15 protein-coding genes and 1 pseudogene are annotated in these 15225 nt (G+C 34.5%); 8 read left to right on the top strand and 8 right to left on the bottom strand.

Annotated elements, in window-relative coordinates:
• From AC5YDM_RS14245 to AC5YDM_RS14235, 3 genes are all read left to right on the top strand, one after another.
• The coding region (locus AC5YDM_RS14245; protein WP_496152737.1) for a DUF2345 domain-containing protein at nucleotides 1-1152 on the top strand (1152 nt) is incomplete at its 5' end.
• A complete protein-coding gene (locus AC5YDM_RS14240) occupies nucleotides 1149-1814 on the top strand; it encodes a hypothetical protein (RefSeq protein WP_496152736.1) in 666 nt (221 codons plus the stop codon). The genes AC5YDM_RS14245 and AC5YDM_RS14240, both read left to right, overlap by 4 nt.
• 3 nt (nucleotides 1815-1817) lie before the next feature.
• On the top strand, nucleotides 1818-4616 hold the full coding sequence (locus tag AC5YDM_RS14235) for a toxin VasX (RefSeq protein WP_496152735.1): 2799 nt from the start codon (nucleotides 1818-1820) through the stop codon (nucleotides 4614-4616).
• A 7-nt stretch (nucleotides 4617-4623) separates the two neighbouring features.
• Here AC5YDM_RS14235 and AC5YDM_RS14230 read toward each other — a convergent pair whose 3' ends face one another.
• From AC5YDM_RS14230 to tusD, 4 genes are read right to left on the bottom strand one after another with little or no spacing between them, the layout of a single operon-like run.
• Nucleotides 4624-4935, bottom strand: coding sequence for a TusE/DsrC/DsvC family sulfur relay protein (locus AC5YDM_RS14230; protein ID WP_496152738.1), 312 nt, complete (start codon nucleotides 4933-4935; stop codon nucleotides 4624-4626).
• 48 nt (nucleotides 4936-4983) lie between these two features.
• The gene (locus AC5YDM_RS14225; protein ID WP_496152734.1) at nucleotides 4984-5268 is read right to left on the bottom strand and encodes a DsrH/TusB family sulfur metabolism protein; all 285 of its coding nucleotides are present in this window, start codon (nucleotides 5266-5268) and stop codon (nucleotides 4984-4986) included.
• Between the two features lie 5 nt (nucleotides 5269-5273).
• Nucleotides 5274-5624: a hypothetical protein gene (locus tag AC5YDM_RS14220; RefSeq protein WP_496152733.1), complete on the bottom strand. Its 351-nt coding sequence runs from the start codon at nucleotides 5622-5624 to the stop codon at nucleotides 5274-5276.
• 43 nt (nucleotides 5625-5667) lie between these two features.
• The gene (gene tusD / locus AC5YDM_RS14215; protein ID WP_496152732.1) at nucleotides 5668-6036 is read right to left on the bottom strand and encodes a sulfurtransferase complex subunit TusD; all 369 of its coding nucleotides are present in this window, start codon (nucleotides 6034-6036) and stop codon (nucleotides 5668-5670) included.
• A gap of 73 nt (nucleotides 6037-6109) precedes the next feature.
• On the opposite strand from tusD, the gene AC5YDM_RS14210 reads away from it, so the two are divergent.
• The 5 genes and pseudogenes from AC5YDM_RS14210 (at nucleotide 6110) to AC5YDM_RS14190 (ending at nucleotide 11573) form a co-directional block, all read left to right on the top strand.
• Nucleotides 6110-7114: an SDR family NAD(P)-dependent oxidoreductase gene (locus tag AC5YDM_RS14210; protein ID WP_496152731.1), complete on the top strand. Its 1005-nt coding sequence runs from the start codon at nucleotides 6110-6112 to the stop codon at nucleotides 7112-7114.
• A gap of 241 nt (nucleotides 7115-7355) precedes the next feature.
• Nucleotides 7356-8750: a class II fumarate hydratase gene (gene fumC / locus AC5YDM_RS14205; RefSeq protein ID WP_496152730.1), complete on the top strand. Its 1395-nt coding sequence runs from the start codon at nucleotides 7356-7358 to the stop codon at nucleotides 8748-8750.
• A gap of 160 nt (nucleotides 8751-8910) precedes the next feature.
• On the top strand, nucleotides 8911-9858 hold the full coding sequence (locus AC5YDM_RS14200; protein WP_496152729.1) for a type II toxin-antitoxin system HicB family antitoxin: 948 nt from the start codon (nucleotides 8911-8913) through the stop codon (nucleotides 9856-9858).
• 344 nt (nucleotides 9859-10202) lie between these two features.
• On the top strand, nucleotides 10203-10694 hold the full coding sequence (locus AC5YDM_RS14195; protein WP_496152728.1) for a hypothetical protein: 492 nt from the start codon (nucleotides 10203-10205) through the stop codon (nucleotides 10692-10694).
• 311 nt (nucleotides 10695-11005) lie between these two features.
• Nucleotides 11006-11573 (top strand): annotated as a pseudogene (locus AC5YDM_RS14190) (nitroreductase family protein).
• A 161-nt stretch (nucleotides 11574-11734) separates the two neighbouring features.
• Here AC5YDM_RS14190 and AC5YDM_RS14185 read toward each other — a convergent pair.
• The 4 genes from AC5YDM_RS14185 to AC5YDM_RS14170 all read right to left on the bottom strand — a co-directional run bounded on the left by AC5YDM_RS14185 (nucleotide 11735) and on the right by AC5YDM_RS14170 (nucleotide 15187).
• Nucleotides 11735-12961: an MFS transporter gene (locus AC5YDM_RS14185; protein WP_496152727.1), complete on the bottom strand. Its 1227-nt coding sequence runs from the start codon at nucleotides 12959-12961 to the stop codon at nucleotides 11735-11737.
• Nucleotides 12958-13398 (bottom strand): MarR family winged helix-turn-helix transcriptional regulator, encoded by a 441-nt coding sequence (locus AC5YDM_RS14180; RefSeq protein ID WP_496152726.1) that lies wholly within the window; start codon nucleotides 13396-13398, stop codon nucleotides 12958-12960. Before AC5YDM_RS14180 ends, AC5YDM_RS14185 begins: the two co-directional genes overlap by 4 nt.
• Before the next feature lie 137 nt (nucleotides 13399-13535).
• The gene (locus tag AC5YDM_RS14175) at nucleotides 13536-14090 is read right to left on the bottom strand and encodes a thermonuclease family protein (protein ID WP_496152725.1); all 555 of its coding nucleotides are present in this window, start codon (nucleotides 14088-14090) and stop codon (nucleotides 13536-13538) included.
• 179 nt (nucleotides 14091-14269) lie between these two features.
• Nucleotides 14270-15187, bottom strand: coding sequence for a LysR family transcriptional regulator (locus AC5YDM_RS14170; RefSeq protein ID WP_496152724.1), 918 nt, complete (start codon nucleotides 15185-15187; stop codon nucleotides 14270-14272).
• Nucleotides 15188-15225: the final 38 nt, after the last annotated feature.

Genomic DNA, 15225 nt, shown 5'->3' with positions numbered 1-15225 from the left:
GATGTACTGACCCCATGGGCAGGTGAAGGCTACGGTGCACGCTTCCTACCCCGCATCGATGAAATTGTGGTGATCGACTTCTTCGACGGCAACATCGACCGCCCATTCGTGGTGGGACGCATCCACGAAGCACAACGCAGTCCAACCAAATTCGATATCAAAGGACAGTTGCCAGACACCAAAAAGCTGGCAGGCATCCGCTCCAAAGAGGTGCAAGGAGAAGGCTATGGACAACTACGCTTTGATGACACCACAGGACAGATATCGACCCAACTACAAAACAGCCATGGGGCAAGCCAACTTAACCTAGGTAACCTCAGTCATCCCAAAGAAACAGAACAAAGCGATGGACGAGGAGAAGGCTTTGAGCTGAGAACAGACCAATGGGGTGCGGTAAGAGCAGGGCAAGGCCTCCTACTATCCACCTACAAACAAGACCAAGCCACAGGCACGCATCTGGATGCCAATGAGGCAAAGGCACAATTAGAAACAAGCCTTAACAATGCTAAAGCCCTCAGTGAAGTGGCGAAGAATCAGCAGACTGATCCGCTTGAGGTGCTTGAGGAACTCCAAAACTTTATGGAGCAAATTGAAAAAGGCAGTAAAGAAAAGTCAGATGCATTTAAACAAGCATTGATGATATTGGCTGCACCAAATTCAATTGCACTTGCAACCAATGAAGACATTCATATCTCCGCAGATGGACAGATCAGTCATAGTGCAGGGGATACTATTAACATTTCTACGCAAAAGTCTTTGATTGGGCATGCAAGTCAAAAGATTAGTCTATTTGCAGCGCAAGAAGGTGCAAGGTTGTATGCAGGTAAAGGCAAGATTGAGATTCAAGCACAAGGTGACGGTGCAGATTTGATTGCGCGTAAAGGTGTTCAGATTATTTCTACCGAGGACATCATTGAGTTTAAGAGTCCGAAAGAAATTATTTTGACAGCTGGTGGTTCGCAACTGAAAATCAATGGTTCAGGGATATTCTCAACCACAGGTGCAAAGTTTGAGGTGAAGGCTGGGCAACATTTATTTAAACCTGGACAAGAACTATCACAGACCAAAGTAAATTTACCTAAACTAAAAGATTGTGAATATAAGATAACTAAATCTTCAGTTGAGGGCGCTGCATTGGTGAAAATTAGATGAAAATGAATATAAGCTTTGAAAAATTTTCAGAATATAATTTTGCTTTATATGACCAAATTTTGTTTTCTGATTATAAGAGCTTTTTGGAAGAAAAGAATATTAATTATAAAACTCTAGCAGTGGATTTATTTGGTGGGGCAAGAAATTCACCGATATTGGTTTCACTGAATAATGTTTCAATGGAAGATAAAGAAGAGCTCTATAATTATTTTTTTATCGAAAAAGAAACTAATTATCGTCATACATTTGACAGGATGAATGTTTTTCAAAACGTAATAAAAACTAATTTAAATATGGATGAATTTTCTGAAATATTGACAAAGATGATGATTTATAGGGGGGGATATTTATTTAGATATTATGACCCTAGGGTGATATTGCATTTAATTATAGTGAGGAGTAAGGAGATTTATATTGAGGATAAAAATTTAAGAATATGGAGTGATAAATATTTTAAAAACATTGAAAGTGTTATTTTAAGCTTGTGGGGTGTGAAATTCATTTATAATAATAAAAATACTTTTTCTAATAACCTAAAAACAAATATAAATATTAAAGATATAGATTTGCTTAATGGGATGATAAAGAAGAAGGGTGGTAAATATTTGGATCACCTAACTGGTGAGCAGTTTTTTAAAAACTTTAAAGTTACTAAGGGTTAAGTTATGGTAAATGATTGTAAGAGTTCAAGTGATTCATATTGTAAATATTGCCAAAGATGTGGGCAGTTTCTACCTGTTAGAATATCTATAGGATTGAAGGATGAATCAATTGACATACTTAAACCTAAACCAAGCATAGTTAAAGATTTACCAAAACTTCCAAATGGATATGAATATATTTTAAGAAGATTGAATGAAGGATATATTTATACTTTTTCTGAAAATTGGAGGTTTTCTCAAAGGCAAGAAGATAAGTTAAATTTATATAAAGTGAATGAAAATGGTTATATAAAAGAGCTTGATAAAGGGGAGATGGATGTTGATGTTAAGCCAGATAAATGTCTAGAATTTTCAGCTACGGAAAATGAGATTAAGACGAGTGCAGGGGAATCATTATCAGGGGTATTTTTGCTAGATTTATATCCAGTAGAAGGTAACGATGTCAGTATTGTTTATACTCGACATAGATTAAGTGATCAAGCATATAAAAACTTAAGTGATGATGCAACTATTCGTAATAAAATAATGCAAAAATTTGATATACAAGGAAGTGGTGTATATGAATTTTTAATGGATAAAAGGTTGTCTACAAAAGTTCTTGATAACTTACAAGTCAGTCAAAATGATTTAATGGCTAGCTTTGAAAAAATAGTACCTTGGGATTATGTAAATATTATTAAAAATGAAAAAAAAGTTCCGTTTAGCGTTTCAAAATTTTTAATAGATGATGAAAATGGTAATCCTAATTATACTTATATTGATTTTGGAGATGTTAATAAAAAACCCGAAAAACACATTGTAACTGGTGATTCTATTATAGTGTTGGATGATCCAATAGGTATAATGGAAGATCTAATAAAAATAATTAATAAAAATAATAATAAAATTACAATTAAATTGAATGAGATAGAATATCAAACCTTTAATAATATTAAGAACCTAAAATCAATTGAATATAGTAAGTATTTTAATGAAAAAATTAAAAAAAGACATAGTGTTAAAGTGAAGGAATTAGCAAAAAAAGATTCTAAGGATTATACTTCAGATGACTATAAACTTGAAAAAGCTTCTAAGCAATATGTAACTGAAAAAAGTGGTTTTATTTTGACGGATATGTTTAATCAAAAAGAGCTTAAAAATATTAATGATGAAACAGAAGCAGAATTTAAAGAAAAATGGAGTAAATACAATAAATGTTATAATGAAGAGAGAATGAATTTAGAAATAGATAGTATAAATGATAAAGTCAGGATGGAAATGGAAAGTGTTTTAAAGCCTCTTTTGTTGTTGTATATTGATTATTTTAAAAGTAATGTTTTGCTTAACTATTTTAGTTGTCTTTTTGATCATAAGAGTATTAGTTCTGCTAGCGAGTTCTTAGGTATTCTAACCTCTATTATTCAAAACATGGATGGTTATAGTCTTGTGAGTGATTTTTTTGTCAGTTTACTTGGTGAAGATGACTTTAATAATCCGAATAATTATTTGATGAGAGCTTTTATTTTTGACAATCCAAGTGTTGCTGATGCAGTTAATAGTTTGGATGAGTTTTTAAAAGATTATAAAATTTCAGATGGATATGGCTATTTAGTAGAAAAATGGGGGGAGAGAAACAGTGGTTTATCAACTGATATTTTCTTTTCATTTATAAAGTATAGTCAAAATCAGTTGAGAGAGCAAAGTCTATTATTTTCCGAGGTGATAGGTGGGTCTTTAATTCGCTCAGTAAATAATAATTCTAATGGTCACGACAGTAATTTGTTACGGTCAAAAATGATGGTGAGTTTTGAATTGTTTTCCGGTAAACAATTTAGTGTGAGCGATTATACGGGAAACTATAAAAAAATATTAAAAACAATAGTTAATGATTTTAGTATTAAGTATTCAGATGAACTTTCTAGGTCGCAAAAAAAACTTGCTAAAATTAATGTAGAAAATTCTGTAAATGCAATTTTAAATAATCAGTTTGGTTCTAAACTAAGTGCAAATACTTCTACTAAATATAACCTAACTGTAATTGTTGATAGTGAGCTTAAATTAGAATTTGATCATTCAAATTTTGATAGAAATGTAATGCTTGAAGGAAAATTTAATACAAAAGAATATTTTTTAAGTAATGGGGAGCAAATTTTCATTGATAGTAAAAAAACAGTTTTTGAAAAATCTTTGACTAATGCTAAATATTATAATAATACATTACGAGGTTTTAATGTCTTAGGTTTGGGTTTTAATGCCATTGGTATAATGAACTTTATTGGAATGGTGGAAAAAAAAGGTGTTTTTGATGGAAAGATGTTTGCTGAATTAGTTGGAAATATTATGTCCTTAATTGGAGGTATTGCTGATGTTTTCATTTTGGAAAAGACATCTAAAGTTCTAAGTTTACATAGATTGAATAGTATTTCAATGGTATCAGCAGAGTTAAACATTGCCAGAGCAGGACTTACAAAATTAAATTCAAATCTATGGAAGATTACATTTAGCGTGTTGATTGTTAATATCGTTGTTAATGCTTTTATAGGTTATATCCAATTTAAGAAAAATATTAGAAATAACATAGTTTTAGCTGTTTCTTATGGGGTTACAGCTGTTATTTCAATTGCTAGCGCAGTATTATTTTTCTTAGGTGCTATAGTTTGGGGTATGGCTTTGGTACTTTTAGCCTTCGTTGTTGATTTTTATATAAAGCATTTGGAATCTGTAAAAATTCAAGATTACTTAAAAAATTGTAGATGGGGTATACATAATAAAAATTGGGATATTTTCAATGAAAGAAGTAAATATATATATGCTACTAGTTAATTAAGTCTTACAAACAATTCGCAGGCTTAGGTACTCCGGCTAAACGACTTAAATGACGAGCAACTAAGCCTGTATTAAACCTTTCTTGTAAGACTGCATTATTGATATCTGGACTGACCACTTTCATTAAAAACCTAATGAGAGGGCGAGTTGCAGGTGAGTGTCCAAATTGTGCATAGAACTGACGTACAGCTTCCAAAACCTCAAAATGCCATTCAGTCAAATCTAGGTCTAGCGTTTGAGCCAAAGTCTGAGCAACTTGATGATTCCAAATAGTGTAGTCCACTAAATGACCATCTTGATCTAATTGCAAATTCATACTTTCACTCATTTTTAATATCCAAAACGACGAATAAACCTGATTGGCTTATTTTAAAGTAATACAGCGTGTGTAAGCTAAGATTAGATCTGAAAATTGATCATAATTGATGATTTTAAAATCAACTGATGCAACATTAGGGATATTTTCAGCATCATTTTCAAGTACGTAAAGATTTGAACATATCTGAGTATTTACAGCTTGGCTAAAAAATACTGCATCGCCCATCAATACAACAGAATCATCACTTGTGATAATTGAGTTGAGTTTAGTCAAAATCGATTCAGTGTTGGCATAGTTGGATTGAATTAAGTAAAGCGTGTGATTAGACATATCCATTACCAATATAAAACGTGATCAAAAGACTGAATAAATTGAGCATCAAGGTTGATGAATTCAATGTCTTGTTCGGATTGAGCAACAAAAGTATGATTCTGATTTTTATGCTCAACTAGAATAGGAGTTAAGTCATAAAATTCGAAACTATCGACCATATTTGATGCCAGTTTAAATGCATGTTTGAACTGATCAAAATTCATATCAGATTTGAGTAAACTGAGTGCGCCATCTTGTAACAATACTTTAACTTCACAGCCAAATGTAGCAAGAACCATGGTGGCAGATAAGCTTTCATGTATTTGTAATGTATTAAGATTTGATTGAGTTAATATAACCAATACAGTTTTCACACAATTTACCTTTCAATTGCAACAGTCAAATAAAAATAACAACTTAAAATTGAATTAAGCGTTCGGTTGATTGAACAGCATCCGCCAGTTCACCTAATCCGACCAGCTCAAATTGTGGCGCGAGATTATGCGTATCAATCTGATGTCGTTTTGCATTTTCTTCGTCGGTAATGCCTCTAGCTAATGCAGCGCTGACACATACTGGCAGTCTAATCTCCAGTTTTTGCCATTCTTTCATCAAATTTCGTTGGTCATCAGGAACCCATTGCAAGTTATTGGCAACAGCGACTCCGTCTTGATAAAAGAACACTCTAAATGGCTGCTTTTTCGCATTTAAGGCTTGTGCAAGTCCCAAGGCATGCCATGCATGAATTGAACTCGGCGCAGAGGTAATTAGTAATAATGTACTCATTGGAACTTCACATTGAGGAATGTACACGAACGAAATGCAACATTCTGACTTCATAACAAAAGGGTAGTATACAATGATTTTAGTGACTGGTGGTTTAGGCTTTATAGGCTCTCATGTCGTTTTAAGCTTGTTGGCTCAAGGTCAAGAGGTTGTCATTGTTGATAATTTAGCCAATTCAAATTTACAAGTATTAGAAAGACTCGAATATATTGCAGGAATGTATGTTCCTTTTGTCAAATTAGATGTACGCAACACACCTGCTTTAAACAAAGTATTTGAACAATATTCAATTGATGCTGTTATTCATACAGCCGCATTCAAATCTATAGAAGAATCTCGTCTTAAACCACTCGAATATTATAATGATAATCTCAGTTGCATCATGAGCTTAATGCGTTCGATGCAAAGAACAGGTGTTCGTAATCTGGTACACCTGTCGAGTCTCGCTGTTTACGGCCACTCAAGTTTAGAGCTGAATGAAAATACGCCATTTAATTTTAATAACTCAAATCCCTATATCAAGTCTCAGCAAATGATTGAAGAAATTATTCGAGATACAGTCAAAACGGATAATGAATGGAATGTCGCACTACTTCGTATTGGTAATGTTGTAGGTGCATTTGAACAAGCGGTATTGGGAGAGTTTGTACAACCCTTACCTAAAAATATTGTCCCTTTAGCACTACAAGTGGCTACCATGCAAAGAGATTACATTGAACTTCAACAAAATGCACAAACTGAAGATCAAACTGTAGAACGTAGCTTTGTGCATGTGCTTGATGTATGTGATGCAATATTTGCGAGCTTATATTGGTTCAACCATCAACAAAACGTCTGTGAATCATTTGATATTGGTGGATATAGCTTATCCATCCAACAGATTTTGACTGAGATTGAAAAAGTTACAGGACAACAAATTAAAACCATTGAGGCAACGTACTCATTTGATGAGCTTGATCAAATTGGTTCAAACAGTAATAAAGCACATCAATTGTTAGGTTGGAAAGCCAAAAGATCTGTTGAGAAAATGATTCAAGATCAATGGCAGTTTTACCAAAGCACGTTAAATCTAAGTTGATGATGAGAATCTGAGAGAGTTTTTGATAAAAAACCTTTCTGAGTTGTTTGGTTAAATCGTCTAGCAAATAGCGTAAATGTAATACATCTAGAGATTGAATAATAAAAGTAAATAAGAATTATTTGCAATTAAGTGGATTCAGATTATGATAATTAAAGAGACTCGGAACAAATTTTTTTAAAACCATTTAAAAAGACAAGTTAAAAACACGTTAATAGATAACAGAAATTAGAGGTGAATCATGCAAACACGTATTGAACATGACACGATGGGCGAAGTAGAAGTTCCAAGTGAGGCGATGTGGGGCGCACAGACACAGCGTAGTTTGCAAAACTTTAAAATAGGTGGTGAACGTTTACCTCGTGCCATGATCCGTGGTATGGGCTTAGTTAAAAAAGCGGCTGCCATTACCAATTCTGAATTAAACCAAATTCCTCAAGAGCTATCTCATTATATTGTCGGTGCAGCAGAAGAAGTGATTGATGGGAAATGGGATAGCCAATTTCCATTAGTCGTTTGGCAGACGGGTTCAGGTACGCAAAGTAATATGAACTGTAATGAAGTGATTGCTAACGTTGCGAATCAAAAGTTAGGTAATCCTTTAGGTGCTCAAAAGCCTGTACATCCCAATGATCATGTCAATCGTGCGCAATCAACCAATGATTCTTTTCCTACAGCGATTCATGTCGCTTCAAGTCTATTGATTAATGAGTTATTGATTCCTTCAGTAAAAGCGCTACGTGAAACTTTAAATCAAAAGTCTGAAGCATTTTCAGGGATTGTGAAAATTGGTCGTACACACCTACAAGATGCTACGCCTTTGACTTTAGGACAAGAGTTTAGTGGTTATGTGTCTCAGCTCGATCATGGTTTAAAACGTCTAAATCAAGCTTTAGAAGGTTTGTATGAACTTCCACTCGGTGGAACAGCTGTGGGTACAGGCTTAAATGCTCATCCTGATTATGCGGTAAAAGCTGCTGAACAATTGGCGACTTTGACTGGATTGCCTTTTGTCACTGCGCCGAATAAATTTGAAGCGCTTGCAGGACGTGATGCAGCTGTTTTTGCTTCAGGTGCTTTAAAAACTTTAGCTGTAAGTTTAAATAAAATTGCCAATGATGTGCGTTGGTTAGCGAGTGGTCCACGCTGTGGCTTAGGTGAGCTTAGAATCCCTGAGAATGAACCGGGTTCTAGTATCATGCCAGGTAAAGTGAATCCAACGCAGAGCGAAGCAATGACGATGGTTGTGGCTCAAGTATTGGGTAATGACACGACGATTAATGTCGCTGGGGCTTCAGGGAACTTCGAGTTAAATGTATTCATGCCTGTGATTGCGTATAACTTAATTCAGTCGATTCAGTTGTTGGGTGATGCGTGTAATAGCTTCAATGAGCATTGCGCCGTAGGAATTGAACCAAACTTAGAAAAGATTGATCATTTCTTAAATGACTCGCTGATGTTAGTGACTGCGCTGAATCCTGTGATTGGTTATGAAAATGCTGCGAAAGTAGCAAAGACCGCTTACAAAGAAGGCAAGACGCTTAAGCAAGTTGCTGTAGAGCTTGGTTTAGTTACACCTGAACAGTTTGATGAGGTTGTCGTACCTGCAAATATGGTTTCGGCTAATGTGAAATAAAGTAATCTTAAATTTTATCAAAAAGCTCATTGATAATGAGCTTTTTATCTATGGATTGATTGTTTTTTTTAAATCTCGAAAGTTATATTAATTATTGACATCAATATTAACTTGGCAGTATAACTCTATAAATCCATAAAATTGGATTATTGGAGTTCTTATGAATTATTTAGTACAAGTTGAAATTCAACAAGCTGAAGAACAATCTTTTCTCTTCAAACCAAGACCAAAATTTAAAGCGACTTTTTACGATGCACCAGAAATTTTCGTCGTTGGCAAAAGTTTTGATGAAGCAATCAATGAAATTGAGTTAAAAGTGTCAAAGTTTTTTGATGATTTAAGTGATGTAGGTTTAGGTTTGCCTGTACCATCAGATCTTTCAATTGTTGCCTTAAAAAATAAAGAGGCAAATGTAATATTTCATGTTCTTAGTATAGATACTTCACGATATGAAGAAAAAACAGAAAAGATTAATGTAACATTACCAATTCGTCTTACCCATAAGATTGATGAGTTTATACGAGAGAAAGTTAATAATTCTAATATGTTTTCCTCGCGTTCTGATTTTATCGCAAAAGCATCTAATCACTATCTCAATTATGCTGAAAATTTAAGTTCAATTTTTAATAATGAAAAACTAAATGTATCGAGATATAAATCAAATAATACAACCGAAAATTGTAGAAACTTGGCTTATTACTTAAACTCGAATACTTGTGATGGGATAATTTTATTTGCAACTCATAAAACTGTAGATCGTACATTTTCAGAAAATGATGGTCCTGAAACGAACCTGCCGTTAATGGGTGCAATTGTTAAAGTAAAATTTCCTGGGCTCTCTGAACAATTCATTTTATTTGATGGATTATTTCTTACTGCTCAAAGAAAGCCAAGATACAATGAAGTTCAACAGATACTTGATCTTGCTGTTGAAACTAATAAGACATTTTTTATTCAACTTTCTGTGTCGTTTACATCTCAATTAATGCCTATCGAGGCTATTAAACTTCTTAATAAATGTCCTACGCAGACTTTAAATGCACAAACAAGATCAATCTTCTTTAGTCTGTTGAGTAATATTCCAGAAGCACAATATGCCTCTATCTAGTATTTCCAATTTATAAAGCACTTACAAAAGGATTTAAGGAAGTTAGTGTGGTTAAAAAGCTCTTACTTTATGAAATAGCAAATTAAAGCAAGAGCTTTCTAGATAGTAGGCTTTTATAATCCGAATTACTACATAACTAGAAGCTGTGATGTGGAAAATGTTTTAATGTGATGAATAAATGAAAATTATAAATATTAATCATTAGTCCGAAACTCACCCAAAATTCATTGAATACAACCAAATAATTGCTAAAATGCACCCTGCTTTTTTACTGTTTGACCCTGAATTTATAGAAATTCATAGAAGTATTTATGAAACAGTATGTTATCCCAAGGAATTATTTGATGTTCGCAATATATTTAACAGATGTTCAGAAAAACGTTCAATTTAAAGATTACCCAGGCGAACATCCAGTTAAATTTATTCTCAATTTCAAAAAGATTTTTCCAAGTGTGATGGAATTATTGCTTCCAGTCTTACCTTCAGATGAAAACTTAGAAGAAATGACATGGGAATCAAGCACTCAAGATTTTGAAATGTTTAAATTACTGTTAAGTGGTTGGGGGGTGATTGAATTACGTTTAAACGCGATTGCTCAATACAAAACACGAAGCTTTGCAGACCAACTGGTGAAACAAGCACAGCAAAAGCGTAAAACCTATTCAAAGGATCAGCCTAAACTCAGCATGGTTGAACTAGATTATTTATTCGTTCATGAAGTTCATGCATTAATTGATGCTGAATTGGTGGATCTAGGTGAGAAGTTCTATTTGCCTACTTTACGTGATTTGTGGAAAAACCACATGAAAGCCAATGTACTTGAAGCGAAGTTTTAATTCGCTTTTATAGCGAAGCTCGATATAGAACATCCTCCAGATCATTGGGGGATTTTTTATGCCCATTTTTCGATTCGTAATGGCAAGATAACTTGTTGGATGTAATTAGGCTGAAAAATAAACATTCAGGTCTATATTCTTTCAAACAAAAGCATTAAGACGGATTTTGGAATAGATCATGCTTAATATTTACGACACAGAATGAGCTGCTAGGTTAAATATTCAAAGGTTAATACCCTTATGAAGTATAACTAATGAATATAAGCCGAAGTATCAAAATTCCCCGAGGATATATCAAAGGATTTAGTCAAATGTCGAATCAGTTTTTAGATTTAATTAATAAACGCCGTACCATTTATGCAATTGGTAAAGATGTAACGCATAGCACAGAATATTTAACTGATTTGATTCAAACAGCGATTAAGCAAAGTCCATCATCATTTAATTCGCAATCTTCACGTGCTGTGATTCTGTTTAATCAAGAGCACGAAAAATTTTGGGGCTTTGTGAATGAAAAATTAAAGTCTTATGCCAAGGACAAAACTGCGGCTGCTAAAAGCTCAGCAAAAATGGATAGCTTTGCCGCAGGTGTTGGTACAGTTTTATTTTTTGAAGATATGAGTGTCATAGAAGACTTACAAACAAAATATCCAGCGTATGCTGAAAATTTCCCAATATGGGCTGAACACTCTACAGCTATGGCACAGTTTGCTGTTTGGACAGCATTACAACCCAATCGTAGACGCAGAGGTTCATCAAGAGTGGAATGTGCCTGAATCATGGAAATTACGTGCTCAGATCGTATTTGGTTCGATTGAAGGTGAAGCTTATCCAAAAGGTTATATGAACGATGAAGACCGCTTCAAAGTATTTAAATAATAATTTGAATCAAAATTAGTTAGGATGATTGAGCCTAATGTTCACGTTTTGAATAAGCGGTTTAACTTAGCAAGCTTATCATTTTAATTTTGAGAGAACTTGCTAACCAATCTTTTCATTAATAGAGAGCGTTGGTTAGCATTTTACGAATTGCATGTGAATCAAACAGTCGCTTCAACTTTATTCGCCATACGACCGTGTAATACGTAATAAATTAATAAACATGCACATGCGCCGATTGAACTATATAAATACAGTGATGCATAAGAAATATAATCTAAGGCGATTCCAATGAAATAAGGACCAAAGCCCAGTCCTGCATCAAGGAATATAAAATAGGTCGATGTAGCAAATCCCATTCGTTCGAGGGTTGCGCTTTTTACAGCAAGTGTTTGGCAAACAGATTGAATATTGCCATAGCCTAAGCCCAATAAGGCTGCACTTAACAGAAGCATCCATGATGCGCTGGCTTGACTCAAAAGAAATAAGCCTAATGCCATAATGACAAATGCGGGATACATAATGATGTTTTCGCCTTTACGGTCTAGTAATGGACCTGTAAATGGTCGTGAAAACAAAATAGCAATCGCGTACATCAGGAAGAAGACTGCAGCAGCTTCTAATAAGTTAATTTCTTTGGCATAGAAATTAATGAATGATAAAACGCCTGAATAGCAGATTGAAGCAAGTAAAATCACGATAGAAATCGGAACGGCTTTCACTTCAATAAAGTTTGAAATCCAAGAGGGTTGACTGGTTTGTTTTGGATGCAGTTCTAATGTCGATGCTGATGCCTTAGAAACAATATTTTTCGGCATTTTGATCATGAGTCCAATACATACACAACTCATCGCGATGACACTAGAGACAGCAAAAATCACATTGTACTCAAATCGAAACATCATCCAGATGGCAAGAAAAGGACCAATCGCCGTGCCAAGTGTACTGCTTAAACTATAATAGCCAATACCTTCGCCTCGACGTTGAGCAGGAATGATTTGGGCAATTGCAGTTCCTAATACGGTAGAGGCAACGCCCATCATGAAACCATGCATAAAACGTACAATGAGCAGTACGCCAATATCTAAATGGACAAAGTAAAACGCAGAGAAAATGAGAAAACCCACTAAGCCGACAATCAATGTGATTTTTTGACCAAATCGTTCTAAAAATTTCCCAACTAAGAAACGCCCAATCAATGTGCCAATGATAAATAGTCCAGAGATTAGGCCTGCTTGAGCAGTAGTCGCACCAAGCTCGGCCACGGAATATCCAACGATAACGATCACTAGCAGGTAGAAGGTCAGTACCAGCTGAAAATTAATCGAGCTAATTAGAATGAAGTTCCGCGTCCAGAGAGCAGATGGAGCATCTTGATTCGTTATCATGTGCTTTCTCCACGTTTATTCGTCTCAAGTTTCTGTAATATTTGCTCTAAAGTTTCAAAAGTTTGTTGTAAATCATTTATTTGGAAATTAGACAAAAGGTCTTGTTCAGCCACATCGATCATTTTTGAACAATCACTAAACACGCTATAGCCATGTGCTGTAAGCTGAAGTTTTTTTTCACGTTTATCCAACGATTTAACGGGTTCAATAATATTGAGTTGAAGAAGAACCTGAATTCTTTTTGCGATAGAAGGCTTTGATACTTTGAGTATTTTTGAAAGATCAATTGAAGTAATACATTGATGTTCATGGATCAGGTAGACTACTTGCCAAAGTGAATAATTTAATTGGTAAGTTTCTAAAACCTCATTGATCATTTCACTCATCAGTCGCGCACTGCGTAACAAGACCGTTCTAATTTTAGGAGAAATTGTCATAGTAGTTAACTAGGGTAACTAAATTAATGACAATTTACGCCGTTCATTATTCAGAATCAAGTGGCTAATCATTCACCATAAAAAAAGACCAATATAAAATTGGTCGTTAGTCTTTAAAAACAGTCGGTTGTATTGCGTTACTTTTTATTCTTCCGAAAATCACTAGGACGAATAGGGCGTGTTGTTCGCCAAAGTCCTTTCTTTTTCTTACGTGCATTGGCTTGTAATGCAAGCATGTGTTTACGATGTTTAGGGTCTTTAATATATTCTTCATAGACCCATGCTGCACCGCGCTTCACCATTTCTTCATTCATATTTTTACGGTAACGATGAATCACACCAACACAGCGACCATAACGATCAATATCGGTAATGGTGACGCGTACAATTTTTTTATACACCATTTTTTTGATTAAACGATGTGATTCAGCGCCGTAGCTTTGGGAAGACTCCGGTGCATCAACGTAGGCAAATCTCAGTTTGGTTTCAGAGCGTCTCAAATTAAGTCGGTAGCAGGTGAGGGTATCACCATCGCTAATTGCAGAAACACGACACCAGTAACTTTTACCCTTTTTATAAGGCTTAAAAAGCGCCGTTAAAAAAATGCGTACACGACGGAAAATGATCATTAACAATAGACATAAAACCATGCCTATAGCAATGAGCCAGCTTGCAGGAAGATCAGACAACATAGAAAAGTGGCTTTAAAGCCAAAACAGCAGAATATCGCTTTAATTCTACGGCTAAATCATAAAATCATACGACGAAATACTAGGCAAGTAGCGCCGTAATGCTTGAATAGTAAGCATTTGAATAATTTTTACATGGGCAGTTAAAATAGCCTAAGCAAATTTATATTGGTGTAAATAGCCTAAGCAAAAATATGAAGTATTTCTTTTTTTAAAAATTTATGACGCGTATTTTCATTTAACTTTGAATACCAAAAAAGACCTATATTCATTTGCGGCAGCGAAATAGGTAACTCCAAAATATGGATAGATTTTGGCACATCTAAATTTGACAGAATACTGTGTGGAATGGTCAGGAGTGAATCAGGCTGTAATGCCAAAATTTGTATCGCAGTTGAATAATGCTGACAGCGTAGACTGATATTTCTAGATAAATTCATCCGTTGTAAATAAACATCTTCGATCAGCGTGCCCGTTCTTCGCGAAGATACACCTAGATGCGGAGAGGAAAGATATTGATTTTGGTCAACATTACTTTGCTGTGTACAGAGTACAAACTGATCGTGGACTAGATTTCTAAACTCAATTTCATCGCCATAATTTTGTTCAATATCGATGACAAAATCAATCTGTTGAGATGCCAAGTTATCTTTGATTTTAAGTCGATCCAGTTTAATACTAATGAGTTGAATATTAAGTTCTAGTTTTTGAAAGTGTTGAATCAATTTAGGGAAGATCAGCGGTTCAATTTCATCATGTATCGCAATTTTAAGGTTTTGAATATGACTGGGATCAAATGCAAAATTTTGAACTGCAATGGATTGAATTGAAATTAATGCATTTTTAATAATTGGATAAATCTGCTCAGCAAATGGCGTCGGCAACATCTGATGACCATTGCGTATAAACAATTCATTATTCAGTTGTACTCTGAGCCGTTGTAAGGCATGACTTGCGGCAGATTGACTTAAATACAAACTTTGCGCTGATTTACTGATATTTTTCAGTTCAAAAATAGCGATAAAAAGAGGATATAGGTTGATATCAATTCGATTGAATATTGAAATATCTAAAGCAGATTGATTATGAATAGTATTCATATCTTATTATTCAGTTAAATCATTTCATTCATAATAGT

It is taken from the genome of Acinetobacter sp. CY81 (genome assembly GCF_059515925.1).
The sequence above is the reverse complement of the archived record's forward strand: the minus strand, read 5'-3'. Positions and strand labels throughout refer to the sequence as shown.

What these genes read in the sequence shown, in the direction of transcription:
- AC5YDM_RS14240 (WP_496152736.1), top strand. Translation starts at nt 1,149, where the DNA reads ATGAAAATGAATATAAGCTTTGAAAAATTTTCAGAATATAATTTTGCT.
- AC5YDM_RS14235 (WP_496152735.1), top strand. Translation starts at nt 1,818, where the DNA reads ATGGTAAATGATTGTAAGAGTTCAAGTGATTCATATTGTAAATATTGC.
- AC5YDM_RS14230 (WP_496152738.1), bottom strand. Translation starts at nt 4,935, where the DNA reads ATGAATTTGCAATTAGATCAAGATGGTCATTTAGTGGACTACACTATT.
- AC5YDM_RS14225 (WP_496152734.1), bottom strand. Translation starts at nt 5,268, where the DNA reads ATGTCTAATCACACGCTTTACTTAATTCAATCCAACTATGCCAACACT.
- tusD (WP_496152732.1), bottom strand. Translation starts at nt 6,036, where the DNA reads ATGAGTACATTATTACTAATTACCTCTGCGCCGAGTTCAATTCATGCA.
- AC5YDM_RS14210 (WP_496152731.1), top strand. Translation starts at nt 6,110, where the DNA reads ATGATTTTAGTGACTGGTGGTTTAGGCTTTATAGGCTCTCATGTCGTT.
- fumC (WP_496152730.1), top strand. Translation starts at nt 7,356, where the DNA reads ATGCAAACACGTATTGAACATGACACGATGGGCGAAGTAGAAGTTCCA.
- AC5YDM_RS14200 (WP_496152729.1), top strand. Translation starts at nt 8,911, where the DNA reads ATGAATTATTTAGTACAAGTTGAAATTCAACAAGCTGAAGAACAATCT.
- AC5YDM_RS14195 (WP_496152728.1), top strand. Translation starts at nt 10,203, where the DNA reads ATGTTCGCAATATATTTAACAGATGTTCAGAAAAACGTTCAATTTAAA.
- AC5YDM_RS14185 (WP_496152727.1), bottom strand. Translation starts at nt 12,961, where the DNA reads ATGATAACGAATCAAGATGCTCCATCTGCTCTCTGGACGCGGAACTTC.
- AC5YDM_RS14180 (WP_496152726.1), bottom strand. Translation starts at nt 13,398, where the DNA reads ATGACAATTTCTCCTAAAATTAGAACGGTCTTGTTACGCAGTGCGCGA.
- AC5YDM_RS14175 (WP_496152725.1), bottom strand. Translation starts at nt 14,090, where the DNA reads ATGTTGTCTGATCTTCCTGCAAGCTGGCTCATTGCTATAGGCATGGTT.
- AC5YDM_RS14170 (WP_496152724.1), bottom strand. Translation starts at nt 15,187, where the DNA reads ATGAATACTATTCATAATCAATCTGCTTTAGATATTTCAATATTCAAT.